This window comes from Xanthomonas sp. JAI131 (genome assembly GCF_013410075.1).
GTDB classification, from domain to species: Bacteria; Pseudomonadota; Gammaproteobacteria; order Xanthomonadales; family Xanthomonadaceae; genus Xanthomonas_A; species Xanthomonas_A bonasiae.
This window is the reverse complement of the sequence record NZ_JACCCN010000004.1, coordinates 168,804-188,938: the sequence shown is the minus strand read 5'-3', so window position 1 is coordinate 188,938 and position 20,135 is coordinate 168,804. Positions and strand designations below refer to the sequence as shown.

Genomic DNA, 20,135 nt, shown 5'->3' with positions numbered 1-20,135 from the left:
TGCGTTTATAAATGCAGCGCGGCGCGCGCGCTTTCGCCGCTGGCGCATTTCCTCCACAATCGCTTGCCTTTCCACGCCAGGCGCACGCCACGGGCATGCAAGCCTACGTCTACAAAAGCCAACGCAAGCCGGACACCTATCTCTACCTCGCCAAGCGCGACGACTTCGGCTGTCTGCCGCCGCCGCTGCTGGCGTCGCTGCAGCCGCTGGTGTTCGTGCTGGACGTGGCGTTGACCGCCGAGCGCACCCTGGCCCGGACCGACCCCGCGGCGGTACGCGCGAACCTGGCCGGCTGCGGCTTCCATCTGCAATTGCCGCCGCTGCCCGACGGCCGGACCGATCGACACGATGACTGAATCCCCCTTCCGCGCGCGCGCTCCCTGGATCGCCGCCGCGCTGGGCGCGCTGCTGGCGCTGGTCGCCGGGTTCGGCCCGCTGGCCGCGGCGCTGGGCGCGTGGCTGGCGCAGCCGGCGTTCGCGCTGGCGCTGTCCTGGTCCCGCGGCAGCCGGCCGCGGCCGGCCAGCGTGCCGGCGCTGGGCCGCGAACTGCTGCCGCTGCTGGCGCTGTGGGCCGGCGGGTTGGGCCTGGTCGCGCTGCTGGTGGCCTGGCCGCTGGCGGCGCTGCGCGACAGCGGCAGCCTGGCCGCCGCCCTGGCCCTGAGCGTGGCCGCCAGCGCGGCGCTGCTCGGGCTGTGGCGCACCTGGCCGCTGTGGCACGGCAGCGAGTGCGAGGGCGGCGCGCTGGGCGCGCGCTGGCATGCGTTGGCGCAGCAGGACGTGCAGGCCTGGCGCGGCCTGGCGGTGGCGGCGCTGGTGCTGCTGCTGGCCGGGGTCGGCGTGCTGCTGGCCTGGCCCGGATTGCTGGCCGCCGCGGCGCGCTGGCCGCTGGCGCTGGCCTATGCGCTGCTGTCGCCGCTGCTGCACGCCCTGCTGCAGCGCGTGGCGCCGCCGCAGGCGCTGCCCGTGCGGGCGACCTCGGCGGACCTGTTCGCCGAACTGAGCGCCAAGGCCGCGCCGCGCGAGGACGAAGCGGCGCCGGCGGCGGACGAACTGCATGCGGCGCTGTACGACGCCGCGCGCGGCGGCCGCGTGGACCGCGCGCTGCAGCTGCTGCAATCCGGCGCCGACCCGCACGCGCTGCCGGCGCCGGACTGGCGCGACCAGCGCAGCCTGCCGGTGCTGGCCGCGGTGTTGCCGGACCTGCGCCTGCTGCGCGAGCTGATCGTGCGCGGGGTGGACGTCAACCAGCCGCACCTGGGCATGACCCCGCTGCTCGCGGCGACCCGCGACAGCTGGCACGGCCGCCCCGAGGCGGTGATGACCCTGCTCGCCAACGGCGCCGATCCGCGCGCCAGCGACAGCGACGGCAACACGCCGCTGCACCACGCCGCGCGCAGTTCCGATCCGGGCGTGGCGGCCCTGCTACGCGATGCCGCGGCCGAGCTGGACGCGCTGAACCGCGACGGCCTGACCCCGCTGGCGGTGGCCTGCCACGTCGGCAACTGGCGCATGGGCAAGTTCCTGCTCGAGCGCGGCGCCAAGCCCGAGCCGGCCGACGGCAGCCCGGTGCTGCTGGCCGCGGCCGGCACCGAGGAAGACGATCCGGCCGGCGTGCAGATGCTGCTCAAGCACAAGGCGCGGGTCGATGCGCGCGACCGCCAGCGCCGCAGCGCCCTGCACGAGGCGGCGCAGGCCGGGCATGTGGAAATCGTCGATGCGTTGCTCGGCGCCGGCGCCAACCTGGAAGCGCGCGACGCGCTGGGCCGCACGCCGTGGCTGGAAGCGGCGCGGCATGGCCGCGTCGCGGTGCTCGAACACCTGCTGCCGCACAAGCCGGACCTGGTCGCGGTCGATGGCGACGGCCGCAACGCGGTGCTGCTGGCCTGCACTGCCGACCAGGTCTCGCCGGGCCTGATCCGGCGCCTGCTGGAACTGGGCATCGCGGCCGCGCAGCCGGACCAGAGCGGCCGCCGCGCGGTCGATCTGGCCGCCGAGGCCGGGCGCTGGGCGATCGTGTCCGCGCTGGACCCGGACTACCCGCTGCCGGCCGCGGTCAGCGACGGCCAGGGCGAGGTCGGCAGCGCCAGCCTGCCCGACCGGCCGCCGCTGGAACTGCTGCGCGAAGGCCTGCAACTGGGCCAGCGCGACGGCCTGGCGGCGCTGGCGCGGCTGTGCGCGGCCGAGGAACTGGGCGCGCTGCTGCACGATCCGCACCTGGCGCTGAACCCGCAGGCGGTGGAGTGGCTGCTGGCGCATGGCGCCGCGCCGGAAGTGCTCGACGCCTGCGGCGACACGCCGATGTTCGCGCTGCTCTCGCGCGGCGTGGAAGCGGTGCCCAGTCTGCAGGCGATGCTGCGCCAGGGCGTGTCGCCGGCCGGGCGCGGCGGCCTGACCCGGCTGCTGGCCGCCTGCGCCCAGCACGACCATGCCTCGCGCGCGCTGGAGCAGTTCGCGCTGGAATTGCTCGAACGCGGCGCCGACCCGTTCGCGCCGTCGCCGGCCGGCGATCCGCCGCTGTCGCTGGCGGTGCGCCTGGGCTGGCTGCGCCTGCAGCTGCAATTGCTGGAACGCGGCGCCGACCGCGAGGCGCGCGACAGCCACGGCATGACCGCGCTGCACCTGGCTGCGGCGCTGGGCCGCGAGGCCTCGCTGAAGCTGCTGATCCAGCAGGGCGCCTCGCCGGAGGCGCGCGCCGCCGACGGCCAGACCCCGCTGGGCGTGGCCCTGGCCAGCGGCCGCCGCGACCTGGCCGACTGGCTGGACTGGCGGATCTGGCCGTTGCCGCGGCGCCCGCTGCGCGAGGCCGACCTGCCGGCCGCGGCGATGGTCGGCGACGCCGACGCGATCCGCCGCCTGATCGACCTGGGCCTGCCGGTGGACGCGATCGACGCGCAGGGCTGCACCGCGTTGCTGCGCGCCGCCGGTGGCGGCCATGCCGCGGCGGTGGACCTGTTGCTGGCGCGCGGCGCCAACCTGCAGCACGCCGCCGGCAGCGGCGCCACGCCGTTGTCGGCGGCGGTGAGCATGCGCCAGACCGAGATCGTCGCCGCGCTGCTGGCCGCCGGCGCGCAGATCGAACACCGCCTGCCCGGCGGCGTCACCGTGCTGATGCTGGCCTGCGCGCTGGGCCTGCCGGACATCGCCGCGCGCCTGCTGGCCGCCGGTGCCGACGTGCACGCCGGCGACGCGCAACAGCTGGCGCCGCTGCACTGCGCCGCGCTGTACGGCTTCACCGCGCGCGACAAGTCGCGCCTGCTGGCGTTGCTGGACACCTTGCTGCTGGCCGGCGCCGAAGCCGACCGCAGCGCCGCCGGCGGGGTGACCCCGCTGTTGCTGCTGCTCGGCGCGCGCGCCGAACCCGGCACCGCCTGCGAAGAGCCGGTAGTGCTGGCCGGGGTGGAGCGCCTGCTCGACGAAGAGGTGAGCCTGGACGTGCAGGACCCGCGCGGCTTCGGCCCGCTGCACCTGGCCGCGTTGCACGGCCTGCCGCTGCTGGTGCAGCGCCTGCTGCGCGCCGGCGCCGACCCGGACCTGCGCGACACCTTGAACCGCCCGCCGCGCGAGATCGCGGTGATGCGCGGCTTCGTCGACGTCGCCGGCCAGTTCCAGCCGGCGCTGCCGGGGGTGTCGTCGATGGCCCGGTTCCTGCGCGAGAGCCGCTAGGGCCGATCGAACGGCGTTCGATCCAGCAGACAGTCGATGAACGCACCGAGCAGGGCGGGGCGATGTTGCCTGCTCGGATAGTAGAGGAACAGCCCCGGGCGCGAAATCGACCAGTCCGGCAGGACCTGGACCAGCTTTCCCTGGGCCAAGAATTCGCCCACGCCGTCCCGCTCGAAGTGATAGGCGATGCCGAGCCCGTTCAGCGCGGCAGCGATGCCGATGTCGGCATGGTTGGTGACGACCGGGCCGTCCACCGCCACTTCGAGTCGTTGCCCGCGCTTCTCGAACTCCCAGCGATAGTGCCTGCCGTCCATCTGCAGCCGCCAGTTGATGCATGCATGGTCATGCAGCTCGGCAGGCGACTTGGGGGTTCCTCGACGTGCGAGGTAGTCCGGGGAGGCCACGGCCACCATGTTCAGGTCCGGCGTGAGGCGGACGGCAACCATGTCCTTCTCGAGCCGCCCACCCACGCGGATGCCCGCGTCGAAGCGGCCAGCGACGATATCGGCAAGCGCGTCGTCGACCACGATGTCGAGCACCACGTCGGGGTGCGCTCGATGGAAGCGTGAAAGCCGGGGCGCAATGATGGTTCTCGCTGCGATCCCCAGCGTATTGATGCGCAGCGTGCCGCTCATCTGTCCTGTCGCTTCGCTGGCCTCGGCTACGGCGGCAGCCATCTCCCGAAACAGCGGAGCGATGCGCCTGTACAGCAGTTCGCCACTGGCCGACGGCGCGACGCTTCGCGTCGTGCGATTCAGCAGGCGAGCGCCGATGCGGCCTTCGAGCTGACGGATGGTCTGGCTGAGCGCCGAAGGCGACAGACCCAGATGCTCCGCAGCCCGGGCGAAGCTCTGGCGCTCCACGATGGCCACGAAGGCCTTCAGCTCGGCAAAGTCGGATCCGCGCATTATGTATTTTTCCCTACACAACCTATCCGAATTCTAGGATATTCACTAACTTCACACTGGCACGCATCCTGGGGCCTTCACCGACCTCATGGAGCCAACAACATGCACGCCGTGACCCTTCCCGAGCCGATCGCCGCCTATTTCGCGGCCGAACAACACCCTGAAGCCTTGGCGCAGTGCTTCACGGCGCAAGCCGTCATGAAGGACGACGGTCATACCTACACGGGCGTCGACGCGATCAAGGCCTTCATGGCCGAGGCAACGGCCAAGTACAGCGCGACCAGCGTGCCGTTCGCCATCGAGAAAGAGGACGGCGTCCAACTCGTCCGCGCCAACTGTACCGGCAACTTCCCTGGCAGCCCGATCGTGCTGTCCTACCGCTTTCGCCTCGAACGCGGCCTGATCGCCTCGCTGGAGATCACCGCATGAGCTTCGACCTGCAATTGAACGGCCTGCGGGCCGTGGTCACCGGTGGCACGCTGGGTCTTGGCGCTGCAGTCGTGAAAACCCTTGTAGAGGCGGGCGCTCGGGTGGTGACCTCCGCGCGCACTGTGCCAGCGCAACCGGTGGAGGGGGTCACCTACGTGGCTGCCGATCTGTCGACGGCGGAGGGCACGAGTCACCTCGCTGGGACCGTCCTGAAGGAGTGGGGCGGCGCCGACATCCTGATCAACGTGCTCGGCGGTTCGAACACTCCCGGCGGCGGTTTCGCGGCGATCAGCGACGAGCACTGGTACGCCGAACTCAACTTGAACTTGATGCCCGCCGTGCGCCTGGATCGTGCCCTGCTGCCGACGATGCTGGCGCAAGGTGCCGGCGTCATCATCCACGTCAGTTCGATCCAGCGCGTGCTGCCTCTGCCCGAGTCCACGACGGCCTATGCCGCGGCCAAGGGCGCCCTCACCACCTACAGCAAGGCGCTGGCACGAGAGGTGACGCCTAAAGGCGTTCGCGTGCTGAGCGTTGCGCCGGGCTGGATCGAGACCGAGGCGTCCGTCGTGTTTGCGCAGCGCATGGCCGACCAAGCCGGAACGGACTACGAGGGCGGCAAGAAGATCGTCATGGATTGGCTGGGAGGAATTCCTGTGGGCCGGCCCGCCGCACCGCACGAGGTCGCCGATTTGATCGCGTTCCTGGCCTCCCCGCGATCCGCTTCGATCGCAGGGGCGGAGTATCGGATCGACGGCGGCACCGTTCCTACCCTGTAGCCGACAGCCGCAACCGGCCGAATGACGGCGAACCCCTCGCCAGGCGCTTCGCACGATGGTCGCGGAGTGATGCACGTCCTTCGCGGACGATCGTCGGCCATCGACATGCGGCAACGCGTGGATCTGAAAAAGCGCATTGCGGCGCCATCGATGGCTGGCGCCGGCCAGCGGGAAAATCCAGGAGACCTGCACTTGCCAAACCCGGCCGTCGCCGATCCGCCGTCGGCGCCCGGGCCTGCATCGTGAAGGGATGTGCGGGGCGCCGACGAGCCGCCTCCGCGCAACGATGCGAAGCCCTGCCTCTCGGCACTCCACTTCACTTCGCGCACGGCCCTTGGCGGCCACGCCAGCCTGTGGCGTTTGCTCCACTGCAGCCTTCCTGGAGCGTGTGATGAACTTGCATCCACTCCGGCCATCGCGGTTGGATGCAGAGCAACGTCCGTATCCGACCGACATTTCCGACGAAGAGTGGACGATCGCGGCACCCTGTCTGAGTTCCACGAGCGAGCATGCTCCGCAGCACAAGTACGCGCTGCGGTCGATGTTCAATGCGTTGCTGGATGGCGCATGCCGGAGCGCCCTGGCGGCTGATGCGCAACGACTTCCCGCCACGGGAAGCGGTCTACCAGCAGACCCGGCGCTGGCTGTGGCCGGTTGCTTCGGAGCCATGGTCGACGCTCTGCGCTGCCGCCGGCATAGGTCCTTGATCGCCACGCCGGCTTCGGCCTCGCGCAGGACGCCGATGATCTGCTCTTCGGAAAAACGTTTGTTCTTGATCTCCCTTGGGTAGGGGATCGGACGCCAGCTGCAGGTGCTACTCGAACCTGGAGGATGTCGCCGCGCCTGTGCATTTCGGTGCGGCGTCAGAGCGAAAAAAGCCCGCCTGACGGCGGGCAGATCACTTCCTGTGAAACCGGGCGGGAGGAACGCCCTCCCGCGCCTGCCGGCGCGGCGGCGAACGGCGCCGCCGCGTGGCGCCTACTGCCGCGCCACCAGGGTCAGGCCGCTGTAGCTGCCGGACAGGCGCAGGTAGTACGTACCTGCGCTGGACGGGGTGACGCGGATCGTCTGGGTGGTGCCGGTCCGCACCGAGCGTGCGTCGTAGCTGCTGCTGGTCGGCACCTTGCCGGCCGCGGCGTAGAGCGCGACGTTGCCGGTGCCGCCGAAGGTCATGAAGCTCACCGCCTTGCCCGCCTCGGCCTGGAAGCTGTACAGCGCGTCGCCGCCCTGGCTGCCGAGACCGCGCATCTCGACCTTGTTGGTCAGGGTCTTGGTCGGCGGCACGCAGCTGCTGTCCGACGGCTGGCAGGGCGGCGTGGTCGCCATCTGCAGCAGCATGTCCACGTCCAGGATGCCGGCGCCGATCGGTGTGGTGGTCGGGATCGCGACCGGGAACGGGCGCGCGCTGGCGCGCAGCAGGTCGCGCATGCCGGTCCAGGTGAACGGAGTGCTCACCACGCTCTGCACCATCGCCACCGCCGCGGCCACGTGCGGCGAGGCCATCGAGGTGCCGGCCATGCCGCCGATCTGCCAATCGCCGGTCGGGCTTTGCGTGCCGGCATTGACCACCTGGAAGATGTAGCCGTTCGGGTTGCCGTCGACGCTGCCGCCGCCGCCCGGCGCGGCGACATCCACGCGCGTGCCGTAGTTGGAATAGCTGGCGCGGCCGCCATTGACGCGCGTGGCGCCGACGCTGATCACGCCGTTGCAGGAGGACATGGTGTAGGTGCCGGCGTCGGCGTTGGAGTTGCCTGCGGCCACGACGATGATGCTGCCGGCGGCGTTGATCTTGTCGATCGCGTCCTGGTACAGCTGCGGGCAGGTGTCGGGACCGCCGCTGCCGAGGCTCATGTTGAGCACCTCGGCCGGATTCGGATTGGCCGGCAGGCCGTCCACCGGCAAGCCGGCCGCCCACAGCATGCCGTCGGCGATGTCGCTGCCGAAGCCGCCGCACGAGCCGAGCACGCGCACCGGCAGGATCTTGGCGTCGTGGGCCAGGCCGGCGGTGGCCAGGCCGTTGTTGGTGACCTGGGCGATGGTGCCGGAGACATGGCTGCCGTGCCAGGAGCTGCCCTGCTGCTGGTTGCCGGGCGAACCCAGCGCGGCGCAGTAGTCGGCCTCCACCCAGTCGCCCAGGTCGTAGCCGCCGGGCACGCGGCCATCGCTGTCGCGGCGCGAGACGCGATGGTCGGTGATCATGTCGTAGCCGGGCAGCACGTTCGCGGCCAGGTCTGGGTTGTCCTTGACCACGCCGGTGTCGATCACCGCCACCACCACGCCCTGGCCGGTGGAGCGGGTCCAGGCCTGCTCGGCATTCACCCCGCCGACCGGATCGTGGAAGTTCCACTGCAGCTGGGCGTAGGCCGGATCGTTGGGAGCCGCCGCCGCCGTGGCCGTGGCCGACGCGGCCTTGGGCAGCGCCACGCGCTGCTCGTCCAGCCGTTGGTAGAGGCGGTCGACCTGGACCGACAGCACCGCCGGATCGGCCTGCAGTTCTTTCACGAACGCGGCGCTTTCGCTGGCGTTGAGGCGGCGCGAGGTCTGCACCACGTGCCAGCCCGGCACCGCCATCTCGCGCAGCACCTTGGCGCTGACCGCGCCCTGCGCCGGGGCGCCGGCGCTGGCGGCCTTGGCCCGTTGCAGGCCGGTGCGGCTGACCGCGGTCGACAGCGTGCCGTCGAGCAGGCGCCGCGCCGTCGTGCCGGCATCGCGGGTCTTGACGATGAAACGCTGGCCCACCTGCGGCGGTTGTGCGGACTGCGTGGCCGGTTCGGTCAGTCCGCCCTTGCCGATGGCGGGCGCGGCGGCCTGGGCGCCGCTGGCGGCGAGGGCGAGGGCGAGGGCCGCGCTGAGTTGGCTCTTGGAGATCATCTGAAGGTCCTGTGGCAACGAGAGGAAAGAGAGGACGGCGCGTGGCCGGGACGCATGGACCTCACAGGTCCACGCCCACGCCGATGCCGGCGGAGGATTCGCCGCCGCTGAACGAGCCGCCCAGGCTGAACGAGGCGCGTGCGCCGAGCTTCTTGGCGTAACCGATCGACAGCGCCTGCTCGCCGCCCTGGAAGCCGGCGCCGAGCGACACGCGCCCGCGCGGGCTCTGCGTGCCGGCGGCGTTGATCGCCATGTTGAGCATCGCCGCGCTCATCGCGCCCAGCCGGTCCATGCGCCGGTCCATGCCGTCCAGGCGGTGCTCGGTGTCGGTCCGCAGCTGGTTGAAACTGTCGTCGAGCGCGGTGACGCGGGTGTTGGTGTAGGCATTGGCGCTGCTCAGCGTGGCGCTGTCGCCGGACCGCATCTGCGCCACGTTGGCCGCATCGGTGCCGGCGCTGCCGGCGGCGACGTTGGCGATCTGGCGCTCGTTGCCGCTGCTGCCGACCGAGACCGTATTGGCGCGGTCGGCGAGCGAACCCTGGCCCAGCGCGACGGAATTGGCGGCGGTGGCCGAGGCGCCCTGGCCGAGCGCGGTGGCGGACGCGGCGGAGGCGCTGGCGCTCTCGCCGACCGCCACCGCATTGGTCGCGACCGCGGCGACGCGGGCATTGGCGCCGACCGCGGTGCTGCCGTCGGCATTGACCTTGGCGTTGGCGCCGATCGCGGTGTCGTTGGGGCCGTAGGCCAGCGATGCGGCGCCCAGCGCCAGACCGTTGTCGCCATTGGCGGTGGCGCCGGAGCCCACCGCGACCGCGTTGGTGCCGGTGCCGGTGCTCGGGGGCGCCGCGTCGCCGCCGCCGATGCTGACCCCTTGGCCGCCGCCGGAATTGGCGATGGCGTTGATGCGTGTGTCGAAGCCGGTCAGCGCCGTGTCGAACGCGCCCAGTGCCGAGCCGAGGTCGCTATAGCGCGTGCCCTGGACCAGATAGCTGCCGCCGATCAGATTGCCGTTGGCATCCACCGTGCTGCCGGCACCGAACGCACTGGCCACGCCGCGCAGCTGCGCCAGGTTGACCGCATCGGTATCGGCGGTGCCGGCGGCCAGGTTGGTGAGCTGGCGCTCGGCGCCGGCGTGGCCGATGGACACGGTGTTGTCGCGCTCGGCGACCGAGCCGGCGCCCAGCGCCACGCTGCTGTTGGTGATGATCTGCACATCGTCGACGAAGGTGGAGTTGCCCACCCGCGCGCCGGCGCCGATCGCGACCGCCTGGTCGCCGTAGGCGTCCGCGCCGGTGCCCACCGCGATGCTGTCGTGGAAGATGATCGGGGTATCGCCCCAAAAATTGCCGTTCCACACCATCGCCTGGCCGATCGCGATGCTGCGGGTGCCGCCGGCCCAGGCGCCGCTGCCGACGGCGGTGGCGCCCTGCTGCAGCGCCAGCGCGGCCTGCCCGAGCGCGGTGGTGTCGTCCATCGCGGCCAAGGCGCTTCCGCCCAGCGCCAGGCTGCTCTGGCCCAGCGCCCTGGAAGCGACGCCGATCGCCACGGCGAATTCGCCGGACGCCTCGCTGCGTCCGCCCACGGCCACCGCGCCGTACTGGTTGGCGATCGACTGCGTGCCGATCGCCACGGTGCGTTCGGAACTGGCCTCGGCCAGCGCGCCGACCGCGGTGGAGCTGTAGGCGGTGGCCAGCGCACCGCCGCCAACGGCGGTGGACAGCGGGCCGGTGGCCTGGGTGGCCTGCAGGTAGACCCCGTCCAGGCCGAAGCCGGGATACAACTCGTTGCCCAGATCGACGATGCCGCCGATGGCGACGCTGGAGCGGTCGCTGGCGATCGCGCCGGCGCCGGTGGCCACGTTGTACTCGCCGCCGGCCTGCGCGCCGGCGCCCAGCGCGGTCGCGGCCAGGCCGGAGGCGGAGGTCTGCTGCCAGATCACCTGGCCGTTCTGCTTGTACGAGTAGTCCAGGTCGAGCACGCCGCCGATCGCGGTGGTGGAGACCTCGGTGGCCAGGCTGTTGTGCCCCACCGCCAGCGCATGATTGGCGTAGCTGACCGCGCCGGCGCCGAGCGCGACGGTGCCGGTGCCGACCGCGGAGGCGGCTTCGCCCGCCGCCAGCGCCTCTTCGCCGTCGGCATAGGCGCCGGCGTTGCTGCTGTCGCTGCCGGTGGCCTGCAGATAGAAACTGGCGTCGGCGCTCGCGTCCGCCGGTGCCGCGTTGGTGTCGGTGGCCGTCGCATCGGTCGCGGCCTGTGCCAGCGCCGGCGGCGCCAGGCACAGCGCGCACGCCAGGGCCAGCACGTTGCGGGTGCGAATGGTGGAAGCGCCGAGCGCGGCGCTGAGGGTCGGACGAGGGGCGGCGGTGCCGTGGATGGACATGCATGCGTTCATGGCGATCTCTGGTGTGCGTGGCGACAGGGCAGGACGCGACGTCAACGGCGCGCGGGCGCCGCTTCGGTCCGAGTGGTCTTGGGAAGCGCGCCGTGATTCCCCCTGTGCGCGCTCCGTACAGCGAACTTATGCGCGGCGTCATTTGCTTGTCACCCGCAAGTTCTCGCACGATCATCACCGGGTTCTCACCGAGTCGAGTGGGATGGGGAGCGCATTCGGATGGTGAGGGCGTTGTTGAACTGGTTCGACCGGGTGCCGGTCGTGGACGAGGTGGACCGGCGCAACGTGCGCGTGATCCAGCTGTTGCTGCTGTTCCTGGCGATCACCATTCCGGCCACGTTCGCGGTCGCGCTGCCCCTCGCCTGGCCGCAGCTGCGTGGACGCGGGGTGCCGCCCGGCCTGGTGGTGTCGCTGTCGATGAGTCTGCTGATCGCGGTGTGCGCCGCGATCGGCTTCGTGCGCGTGCGCCGCGGCGCGCTGCGCGGGGGCGTCGGCTTGCTGTTGGCCGCGATGTTGGCGTCGCTGCTGGTCAATGCCGCGGTCAACGGCCTGCAGCGTCAGTTGCCGGATCAGTTGGCGCAGATGCTGGTGCTGATCCTGGCCGGGCTGGTGCTCGGGCGCCGCGCGCTGTGGATCACCTTCGGCGCACTGCTGCTGATGCTGGGCCTGGGCGTGGGCCACGATGCGCTGCTGGAGTTCGCCGACGAGCCGGGGCGCGCGTTCTACAACCTGCCGTCGGTGCTGTTCAGCTACCTGCTGGTGACGCTGCTGCTGGATCGCACCACCGAAGCGCTACGCGAGAGCCTGCGCGAATCCAATGCGCGCGGCCATCGCCTGCAGCAGGAAATGCTGGCGCGCGAACGCGCGCAGGCGCAGCTGATCCATGCGCAGAAGCGCGAGATCGTCGAGCGCATGGCCGGCGGCCTGGCGCACGATTTCAACAACGTGCTGGCGGTGATCGTCGGCTTCTCCGCCACGCGCCACGACGACGACGCCGGCAGCGACGGCGAGCGCATCGCGCTGCTGGAAGACAGCCTGGCGTCGGTGGAGGAATCGGCGCGGCGCGGCATGGCGGTCATCCGCCGGCTGCTGCGTTTCAGCCGCCGCGATGGCGAACAGGCCGAGGACTTCGACGCCGCGGCCGCCATCGATGCGTTGCAGCCGATGCTGCGGCAGCTGCTGGAAGCGCGCATCGTGCTGCGCTGCGCCTTGCCGGCGACGCCGGCGCCGATCCACCTGGATCGCAGCCAGTTCGAATTGATGCTGCTCAACCTGGCCAGCAACAGCCGCGACGCCATCGCCGACCGCGGCCATCTCGACATCGCCGTGCGCAGCGAAGCGGCGTGGACGATCATCGAGGTCGTCGACGACGGCCAGGGCATGCCGGCGGACGTGGTGGCGCGCGTGTTCGAGCCGTTCTACAGCACCAAGCCCGCCGACAGCGGCACCGGGCTCGGCCTGGCGGTGGTGCACGACCTGGTGGCGCGCGCCGGCGGCCGCATCCAGGTGCACAGCGAACTGGGCGTGGGCACCCGCTTCCGCATCGCCTTGCCGCAGGCGCCCGCGACGGCCGGCACGGCGCGCGTGGCCGCCGCTCAGCCGGACGGATCGAAGATGTAGCCCTTGCCGTGCACCGCGGCCAACGGCAGGGCGGCGCCGCAGCGGCGCTGCGCCTTGCTGCGCAGGCGGTGCACCATCGAGTCGAGGCGGTGCGCGTCGAAGTCGTACACGCGATCGGTCAGCGCCGCGATCAGCGCCTCGCGGGCGACGAGCAGGCCGGGCTGCTCGAGCAGGCGCCGGCACAGGCGGCGTTCGCTCGCGGTCAGCGCCGCTGCCGCGCCGGACGGGGCCAGCAGGCACCAGCCGTCCTCGCTGAGCTGCCAGCGGCCACGCGCCGGTTCCATCGGGGCGCCGCCCAGGCGCCGGGTCAGGCTGTGCAAGGTCGCCGCCAGCAGGTCGATCTCCACCGGCTTGGCCAGATAGGCATCCGCGCCGCCGGTGAGTCCGCGCACGCGGTCTTCGGTCTGGCCCAGGCTGGTCAGCATGACGATGCCGATGGCCGGATACTGCTGGCGCAGTTCGCGCGCCACGGTGAAGCCGTCGGTGTCGGGCAGGCCGACGTCGAGCACCACGATGTCGGCGGGGGCGGTCAGCAGCCGCGCCTGCAGCTCGGCGCCGCTGCCGCAGCCATGGGTGTCGAAGCCGAAACGGCGCAGGCCCGGGATCAGGATGCGCTCGCGCAGCATCGGATCGTCCTCCAGGACCAGAACGCGCAGGGCGGCGGCAGCGATAGTGGCATTCATGCGCTGGCGCAGTGTAGCGGCAGCCGGCCGATTGCGTCTGCCCATGGAGCGCGCCGTCGATCTCCGAGCAGACCCACTGGGGGATTAACGGCGCGCTGTGGCCGGCCGGCGGCCCTTACGCAAAGCAAACGCCGGCGCTGGCAGACTCGCGCTTTCCTGGCGAACGGCGGACATGATGGCAGCACGAATCGAGGACTACGCCATGCTCGGCAACTGCCGCAGCGCGGCGTTGGTGGACAGGCACGGCTCGATCGACTGGCTGTGTCTGCCGCGCTTCGATTCCGACGCGCTGTTCGCCGCGTTGTTGGGCACCCCGGAGCACGGCCGCTGGTCGATCGCGCCGGTCGGCGACTTCACCAGTACCCGCCGCTACCGCGACGGCAGCCTGGTACTGGAAACCGAGTTCGAGACCGACCAGGGCGCCGTGGCGGTGCTGGACTTCATGGTCGCCAGCCACGACGACGACGTGCACAACCACGTGGTGCGCATCGTGCGCGGGCTGCGCGGCCGCGTGCCGCTGCGCATGCAGCTGCAACTGCGCTTCAACTACGGCCGCACCATTCCCTGGGTGTCGCAGATCGACGGCGGCCTGCAGGCGATCGCCGGGCCGGACCAGATCGCGCTGCGCAGCCCGCAGCCGATGCATGGCCACGGCTTCGCCACCGAGACGGATTTCGCGCTGGAGCCCGGCGACAGCACCTGGTTCGTGCTCAGCCATGGCGCCTCGCACCTGGAACTGCCGCCGCCGCTGGCGCCGGAACAGGCGCTGGCGCAGACCGAGGCGTTCTGGCATGGCTGGTCGCACCGCTGCGTGCAGGCCGGCCCGTGGACCGAGGCGGTGCGGCGTTCGCTGGTGGTGCTGAAGGGGCTGAGCTACCTGCCCACCGGCGCGATCGTCGCCTCGCCCACCACCTCGCTGCCGGAACGGCTCGGCGGCGAGCGCAACTGGGACTACCGCTTCTGCTGGCTGCGCGATGCGGTGTTCACCCTGACCGCGCTGCACGCCGCCGGCTATTCCGACGAAGCGGCCGCGTTCCACGGCTGGCTGCAGCGCACCGTGGCCGGCTCGCCCGACCAGTTGCAGGCGCTGTACGGCATCGGCGGCGAACGGCGCATGTCCGAATGGGAAGTGGACTGGCTACCCGGCTACGAAGGCGCGCTGCCGGTCCGCGTGGGCAATGCCGCCGCCGGCCAGTTCCAGCTGGACGTGTACGGCGAGGTGATCGCCGCGTTCCATCGCGGCCACCACGAAGGCATGGCTACCGCGGCGCATGGCCGTTCGCTGGCGCGGCAGCTGCTGGAAGTGCTGGAGCAGCGCTGGCGCGAGCCGGACGAAGGCATCTGGGAGATCCGCGACCAGCGCCGCCATTTCGTGCATTCCAAGGTGATGGCGTGGCTGGCGTTCGACTGCGGCGCGCGCGACGGGGTCACCGACGCCGACGCCGCGCAACGTGCGCACTGGCGCGCGCTGGCCGACGAAGTGCATGCGCAGGTGCTGGAGCAGGGCGTGCACCCGGACGGCTATTTCGTGCAGAGCTACGGCAGCGATCGGCTGGACGCGGCGACCCTGCTGATTCCGCTGGTCGGGTTCCTGCCGGCCGACGATCCGCGCGTCGCCGCCACCGCCGATGCGATCGCGCAGCGGTTGAGCATCGATGGCCTGGTCGAGCGCTATCGCGCCGACGACGACAGCGGCGACGGCCTACCGGCCGGCGAGGGCACCTTCATCGCCTGCAGCTTCTGGCTGGTGGAGAACTACGCGCTGCTGGGCCGCACCGAACAGGCGCGCACGCTGTTCGAACGCCTGCTCGGCCTGTGCAACGACGTCGGCCTGCTGGCCGAAGAATACGATCCGCGCAGCGCCCGCATGCTCGGCAATTTTCCGCAGGGTTACTCGCACGTGGCCCTGGTCCACGCCGCGTTGCGCCTGCATGGCTTACTCGGCAAACAGGACACCCCTCCATGAGCGAAGCGACGCAAACCACTCCTCCCTGCCTGATCGTGGTGTTCGGCGCGCGCGGCGACCTGACCCGGCGCCTGGTGCTGCCGGCGCTGTACAACCTGCGCCGCAGCGGCGCATTGCCCGAACAGTTCGCGGTGATCGGCGTGGACCACGGCGACATCAGCGAAACCACCTGGCGGCGCCTGCTCGGCACCGCGCTGCATGGGCTGATGGCCGACCGCGACGCCGAGTTCAAGGCCGACGGCCTGGACGAGGACGTGTGGAACTGGCTGCGCACGCGCCTGCACTACCTGCGCGGCGATTTCGCCGATGCGGCGACCTATCGCGCGCTGGGCGAGGTGATCGCCAAGTACGACGCGCAATACCAGACCGGCGGCAACGTGCTGTTCTACCTGGCCACCGCGGCGCGCTTCTTCGCTCCGGCGATCGAGCAGCTGGGCGCGGCCGGGCTGGTCAAGCAGACCGCCGGCAGCGGCTGGCGCCGGGTGATCGTGGAGAAACCGTTCGGCCACGACCTGCGCAGCGCCAAGGAGCTCAACGCCATCGTCGGCCGCGTGCTCGACGAGGACCAGGTGTTCCGCATCGACCATTTCCTGGGCAAGGAGACGGTGCAGAACATCCTCGCCTTCCGTTTCGCCAACGGCCTGTTCGAGCCGGTGTGGAACCGCGACCGCATCGACCACGTGCAGATCACCGCCGCCGAGACCATCGGCGTGGAAGGGCGCGGCGGCTTCTACGATCCCACCGGCTGCCTGCGCGACATGGTGCCCAATCACCTGTTCCAGCTGCTGGCGATGATCGCGATGGAGCCGCCGGCGGCGTTCACCCCGGCCTCGATGCTGCGCCGGCGCGCCGAGGTGATCGAGGCGGTGCGGCCGCTGGCCCCGGCCGACGTGGTGCGCGGCCAGTACGCGGCCGGCGCGATCGGGCGCAACGCGGTGCCCGGCTACCGCGAGGAAGACACGGTGCCGTCCGATTCCAACACCGAGACCTACGTGGCGATGAAGCTGCAGGTGGACACCTGGCGCTGGGCCGGCGTGCCGTTCTACCTGCGCACCGGCAAGCGACTGCGCGAACGCACCACCGAGATCGCGATCCGCTTCAAGCCGGCGCCGCTGGCGCCGCTGCGCAGCGCCGAGATCGGCGGCTATGGTCCCGACTGGCTGGTGCTGCACATCCAGCCCGACGAGGGCATCTCGCTGCAGTTCGACGTCAAGCGTCCGGGCGCACGGGTCAGCCTGGCGCCGGTGCGCATGGATTTCCGCTACCGCGACTGGTTCCCGAAGGAATACACGGTCGGCTACGAACGCCTGCTGCAGGACTGCATGAACGGCGAGGCCGGCCTGTTCCAGGACGCGACGATGGTCGAGGCGGCCTGGCGCATCGTGCAGCCGATCCTCGATGCCTGGCAGGCCTCGGCCGACGAAGTGGCACAATACCCGGCCGGCAGCGCCGGCCCGGCCGCGGCCGATGCGTTGCTCGCGCTCAACGGCGGCCACAGCTGGCGCACCCTGACCGCCGGCCGCCGGCCGCCGCCGCGGCGCCCGGCGGAAGGCGGCGCCGACGCCAGGCCCGCAGCGCCGCCGAAGCGTGCTTCGGCTTCTGCCAAGCCTGCCGTTTCGAAAGCCAAGGCGGCCGGCGCCGGCAAGCCCAGCAGGGCTGCGGCGGCGAGGACTGCTTCGGCCAAGAAAGCGGTCGCCTCGCCGAAGGCGACGGAGGGCAGGAAGACAGCGGACGGCAACAAGACGGCCGCGTCAAAGAAGGCAGTCAAAGCCTCTGCCGGAAAAGCGAGCAAGCGCGTGGCGAAGAAGTCGCCCGCAGCTGCGGCCAAGCGACCGGCGGCGAAGCGCTGACCCGCAATGCGCGTAGCCCGTGTGGGAGCGACGTCAGGTGGCCTTGTGCCACCGTCGAGACGAGGCCTGGCTGCAGTCGGGACTGAAGTCCCTCCCACAGTGCACCCGGCGCACCAGCCGCGAGTGCTGCAGCAGCGCGTCCGCTGCAGTTCTGTAGGAGCGGCTTCAGCCGCGACGAACGAAGCGGCGCAACTGGCAGGTTCGGCATTCTGTCGGGGCTGAAGCCCCTCCTACAAGGGCAGCCATCACTCGCGAATCCCTGTAGGAGCGGCTTCAGCCGCGACAAACGAAGCTGCGGAATCGTCAGGTTTCAGATCCTGTCGGAACCGATGGCCCAAGACCGTCACGATTCCCTCCCACCACAGCACCCGGCATGCCAGCCGCAATGCCTGTGGGAGCGACTTCAGTCGCGACGAACGCAGCGGTGAGCCCACCGGCTTCGCATCCTGTCGGGGCGAAAGCCCGCCTGCAAGCGCTCCAGCAATAGCTCGCGAAACCTGCAGGAGCGGCGTCAGCCGCGACGAACGAAGCAAGGATCCAACCGGCATCCGGCAGCGCCACGACCGACATCCCTGCCGCCAGTCCTCCCGCCGCACACGCTACGCAAGCGCCGCACCATCAACACCAACACCGTTATGCCTGCGGCTTCGCCGCCGCCGCATCGTCCGCCGCGTCCCCGGGCGCGTCGCTCACATCCGCCTCGAACAGCTGCATCAGGTCCGCGCGCGCATCGCGCGAGGTCTGCACCACCGCCGCCTCGTCGTCGTACACCAGGTGCTGCGCGCGCAACAGCTGCTCGTCGTGCTGGCGGAAGCGGGCGATGCGGTCGCGCGCGGTCTCCGGGCTCAGGCCCAGGTTCACCAGCACCTTCTCGCTCAGCTCCAGGCTGGAGGCGAACACCTCGCGGAACGGTTCGGCGCCCAGATCCATCAGCCGCCAGGCGTGCTGGCGGTTGCGCGCGCGCGACAGCACCTGCGCCTTCGGATACAGGCGGCGGATCAGCCGCGTGGTCTTGATGTTGGTCTCCGGGTCGTCCATCGCCACCACGAAGATGCCGATGCTGTCGCTGCCGGCCGCGCGCAACAGGTCCGGGCGGCTGGGGTCGCCGTAATAGATCTTGTTGCCGAAGCGGCGCAGGTCTTCCACCGTGTCCGGGTTGTGCTCCAGCGCCACGAACGGGATGCGCTGCGCGGTCAGCAGGCGCGCCACGACCTGGCCGAAACGGCCCATGCCGGCGATCAGCACCTGCGCGCGCTGCTCGTCCACGGTGTCGTAGTGGGCGGCCGGCGGCGGCGTGCGCCTGGCCTTGGCCGCCTCGCCGCCGTCGAGCAGGCGCTGGATGCCGATCAGCAGCAGCGGCGTCAGCGCCATCGACACGCCGACCACCGCGACCAGGCGGTCGTGGTTGGCGTCGTCGAGCAACTGCACGCGCTGCGCTTCGGTGAACACCACGAACGCGAATTCGCCGCCCAGCCACAACAGGCTGCCCAGCAACAGCGCGCTGCGCAGCGGCAGCCGCGCCACCCGGCCGATGCCGACCAGCAGGCTGAACTTGACCAGCAGCAGCGTGGCCACGCCGCCGGCGATCAGCCACGGCTCGGCGACGATGCGGTCCAGGTCGATGCCCATGCCCACGGCGATGAAGAACACGCCCAGCAACAGGCCCTGGAACGGCTCGATCTGCGCCTCCAGCTCGTGCCGGAATTCCGAGTCGGCCAGCAGCACCCCGGCCAGGAACGCGCCCAGGCTCGGGCTCAGCCCGGCCTTCTGCAGGAACCACGCATTGCCCAGCACCACCAGCAGCGCGCTGGCGGTGAACACCTCGGGCATGTGCGTGCGCGCCACGACGCGGAACAGGTGGCGCAGCGCGAAGCGGCCGCACAGCACCACCACCGTCAGCGCGCCCAGCGCCTGCGCCACCTCGGTCCAGGTGAGGGTGTCGTTCTTGGCGCCGCCGAGCAGCGGGATCGCGGCCAGCAGCGGGATCGCGATCAGGTCCTGGAACAGCAGAATGGCGAAGCCGAGCCGGCCATAGTCGCTGTTGAGCGCCTTGCGCTCGGCCAGCAGCTGCAGGCCCACCGCGGTGGACGACAGCGCCAGCGCCAGGCCCACCACCAACGCGCTCTTCCAGTTCAGGTCCAGGCACAGCAGCAGCACGCCCAGCGGCAGCGCGGTCAGCACCACCTGCGCGGTACCGGCGCCGAACACCGCGCGCCGCATCAGCTTCAGCCGCGCCGGCGACAGTTCCAGGCCGATCAGGAACAGCAGCATCACCACGCCGATCTCGGCGGCGTTGAGGATGCGCTCGGTGTCCTGCACGAAGCCCAGGCCGTCCGGACCCAGCACCACGCCGGCGGCGAGATAGGCCAGCACCGCGCCCAGGCCCAGGCGCTTGAACACCGGCACCGCGATCACCGCGGCCAGCAGCAAGACCAGCGCCAGTTCCAGGCCGCCGCTATGCATGAGTCGTCTCCATCGCGCCATTATGCGGCCGCCACGCGACCGTCCGCTTACCCGGATTGGGGGAAGACGCAGGCGGCGCTGACCTTTGGCATCGCCGGGACGCCGGGTGGGGTCGGGGAGCCGCGGCTTGGCGGCTTCGGGCCATCGGCGCCGGCAGGGCGCGAAGCCGGCAAGCGTCCCGCTTCGTTCGTCGCGACTGAAGTCGCTCCCACAGACCTGCGGCCAGCGTCCAGGTGCACTGTAGGAGGGGCTTCAGCCCCGACAGGAATCGGTGCCGGAATGCTCAACGCTGCATTCGTCGTGGTCGAAACCGCTTCTGCAGGGAACTCGCGATCGGCCGTGGTGCACTGTGGGAGGGACTTCAGTCCCGACGCGTGGACGCCGGAACCCACCGTCATTCCCGCATCGACCAAAGCCGCGACGCTGCAGGCCGCGGATCGTCCGCATCTTCCGATCATCCCCGCGCCAGCATCACCCGTGTACCGTTGTCGCACCGCTTGCCCGCCCCGCG

At 71.2% G+C, this 20,135-nt stretch carries 12 protein-coding genes and 2 pseudogenes; 8 read left to right on the top strand and 6 right to left on the bottom strand.

Translation table 11 applies throughout. The annotated features are described in order from the left end of the window. Nucleotides 1-95 precede the first annotated feature (95 nt). Together HDC36_RS17425 and HDC36_RS17420 are read left to right on the top strand one after the other, a co-directional pair. Nucleotides 96-356, top strand: coding sequence for a YcgL domain-containing protein (locus tag HDC36_RS17425; RefSeq protein ID WP_179569816.1), 261 nt, complete (start codon nt 96-98; stop codon nt 354-356). After that, nucleotides 349-3,663, top strand: a complete 3,315-nt coding sequence (locus HDC36_RS17420; RefSeq protein ID WP_179569814.1) for an ankyrin repeat domain-containing protein — start codon at nt 349-351, stop codon at nt 3,661-3,663. Before HDC36_RS17425 ends, HDC36_RS17420 begins: the two co-directional genes overlap by 8 nt. Here the strand turns inward: HDC36_RS17420 and HDC36_RS17415 are convergent. After that, entirely contained in the window at nt 3,660-4,571 is a 912-nt protein-coding gene (locus tag HDC36_RS17415; protein WP_179569812.1) for a LysR family transcriptional regulator, read from the bottom strand. The two genes, HDC36_RS17420 and HDC36_RS17415, sit on opposite strands and share 4 nt — an antisense overlap. A 102-nt stretch (nt 4,572-4,673) precedes the next feature. Here HDC36_RS17415 and HDC36_RS17410 point away from each other — a divergent pair, with 102 nt between their 5' ends. The 3 genes and pseudogenes from HDC36_RS17410 to HDC36_RS17400 all read left to right on the top strand — a co-directional run. Next, nucleotides 4,674-5,000, top strand: a complete 327-nt coding sequence (locus HDC36_RS17410) for a nuclear transport factor 2 family protein (protein ID WP_179569810.1) — start codon at nt 4,674-4,676, stop codon at nt 4,998-5,000. Further along, the gene (locus HDC36_RS17405) at nt 4,997-5,779 is read left to right on the top strand and encodes an SDR family oxidoreductase (RefSeq protein ID WP_179569808.1); all 783 of its coding nucleotides are present in this window, start codon (nt 4,997-4,999) and stop codon (nt 5,777-5,779) included. Before HDC36_RS17410 ends, HDC36_RS17405 begins: the two co-directional genes overlap by 4 nt. 391 nt (nt 5,780-6,170) lie before the next feature. Further along, nucleotides 6,171-6,464 (top strand): annotated as a pseudogene (locus HDC36_RS17400) (transposase); the annotation flags it as partial. A gap of 2 nt (nt 6,465-6,466) precedes the next feature. Here HDC36_RS17400 and HDC36_RS17395 read toward each other — a convergent pair. The 3 genes and pseudogenes from HDC36_RS17395 to HDC36_RS17385 form a co-directional block, all read right to left on the bottom strand. Next, nucleotides 6,467-6,556 (bottom strand): annotated as a pseudogene (locus HDC36_RS17395) (transposase); the annotation flags it as partial. Nucleotides 6,557-6,757: 201 nt separating this feature from the next. Beyond that, complete coding sequence (locus HDC36_RS17390; protein WP_179569806.1) at nt 6,758-8,650, bottom strand: S8 family peptidase; 1,893 nt, start codon at nt 8,648-8,650, stop codon at nt 6,758-6,760. Nucleotides 8,651-8,711: 61 nt separating this feature from the next. Beyond that, nucleotides 8,712-11,030: a YadA-like family protein gene (locus HDC36_RS17385; protein ID WP_255432793.1), complete on the bottom strand. Its 2,319-nt coding sequence runs from the start codon at nt 11,028-11,030 to the stop codon at nt 8,712-8,714. 231 nt (nt 11,031-11,261) lie between these two features. Between HDC36_RS17385 and HDC36_RS17380 the strand changes: the two genes are divergently transcribed. Next, complete coding sequence (locus tag HDC36_RS17380; RefSeq protein WP_179569802.1) at nt 11,262-12,662, top strand: ATP-binding protein; 1,401 nt, start codon at nt 11,262-11,264, stop codon at nt 12,660-12,662. Here the strand turns inward: HDC36_RS17380 and HDC36_RS17375 are convergent. Then, nucleotides 12,638-13,345, bottom strand: coding sequence for a response regulator transcription factor (locus HDC36_RS17375; RefSeq protein ID WP_179569800.1), 708 nt, complete (start codon nt 13,343-13,345; stop codon nt 12,638-12,640). The two genes, HDC36_RS17380 and HDC36_RS17375, sit on opposite strands and share 25 nt — an antisense overlap. A gap of 175 nt (nt 13,346-13,520) precedes the next feature. Here HDC36_RS17375 and HDC36_RS17370 point away from each other — a divergent pair, with 175 nt between their 5' ends. After that, nucleotides 13,521-15,311 carry a glycoside hydrolase family 15 protein gene (locus HDC36_RS17370; RefSeq protein ID WP_179569798.1) on the top strand — a complete coding sequence of 597 codons (1,791 nt, stop codon included), beginning with the start codon at nt 13,521-13,523 and terminating at the stop codon, nt 15,309-15,311. After that, nucleotides 15,308-17,161 (top strand): glucose-6-phosphate dehydrogenase, encoded by a 1,854-nt coding sequence (gene zwf, locus HDC36_RS17365; RefSeq protein ID WP_179569796.1) that lies wholly within the window; start codon nt 15,308-15,310, stop codon nt 17,159-17,161. The genes HDC36_RS17370 and zwf overlap by 4 nt, the downstream gene beginning before the upstream one ends. A gap of 633 nt (nt 17,162-17,794) precedes the next feature. On the opposite strand, the gene HDC36_RS17360 is transcribed toward zwf, so the two are convergent. After that, complete coding sequence (locus tag HDC36_RS17360; protein ID WP_179569794.1) at nt 17,795-19,624, bottom strand: monovalent cation:proton antiporter-2 (CPA2) family protein; 1,830 nt, start codon at nt 19,622-19,624, stop codon at nt 17,795-17,797. Nucleotides 19,625-20,135 lie beyond the last annotated feature (511 nt).

Excerpts from the sequence above, each read along its gene's own strand:
- HDC36_RS17425 (WP_179569816.1), top strand. The coding sequence starts at position 96 with ATGCAAGCCTACGTCTACAAAAGCCAACGCAAGCCGGACACCTATCTC.
- HDC36_RS17420 (WP_179569814.1), top strand. The coding sequence starts at position 349 with ATGACTGAATCCCCCTTCCGCGCGCGCGCTCCCTGGATCGCCGCCGCG.
- HDC36_RS17415 (WP_179569812.1), bottom strand. The coding sequence starts at position 4,571 with ATGCGCGGATCCGACTTTGCCGAGCTGAAGGCCTTCGTGGCCATCGTG.
- HDC36_RS17410 (WP_179569810.1), top strand. The coding sequence starts at position 4,674 with ATGCACGCCGTGACCCTTCCCGAGCCGATCGCCGCCTATTTCGCGGCC.
- HDC36_RS17405 (WP_179569808.1), top strand. The coding sequence starts at position 4,997 with ATGAGCTTCGACCTGCAATTGAACGGCCTGCGGGCCGTGGTCACCGGT.
- HDC36_RS17390 (WP_179569806.1), bottom strand. The coding sequence starts at position 8,650 with ATGATCTCCAAGAGCCAACTCAGCGCGGCCCTCGCCCTCGCCCTCGCC.
- HDC36_RS17385 (WP_255432793.1), bottom strand. The coding sequence starts at position 11,030 with ATGTCCATCCACGGCACCGCCGCCCCTCGTCCGACCCTCAGCGCCGCG.
- HDC36_RS17380 (WP_179569802.1), top strand. The coding sequence starts at position 11,262 with ATGGTGAGGGCGTTGTTGAACTGGTTCGACCGGGTGCCGGTCGTGGAC.
- HDC36_RS17375 (WP_179569800.1), bottom strand. The coding sequence starts at position 13,345 with ATGAATGCCACTATCGCTGCCGCCGCCCTGCGCGTTCTGGTCCTGGAG.
- HDC36_RS17370 (WP_179569798.1), top strand. The coding sequence starts at position 13,521 with ATGGCAGCACGAATCGAGGACTACGCCATGCTCGGCAACTGCCGCAGC.
- zwf (WP_179569796.1), top strand. The coding sequence starts at position 15,308 with ATGAGCGAAGCGACGCAAACCACTCCTCCCTGCCTGATCGTGGTGTTC.
- HDC36_RS17360 (WP_179569794.1), bottom strand. The coding sequence starts at position 19,624 with ATGCATAGCGGCGGCCTGGAACTGGCGCTGGTCTTGCTGCTGGCCGCG.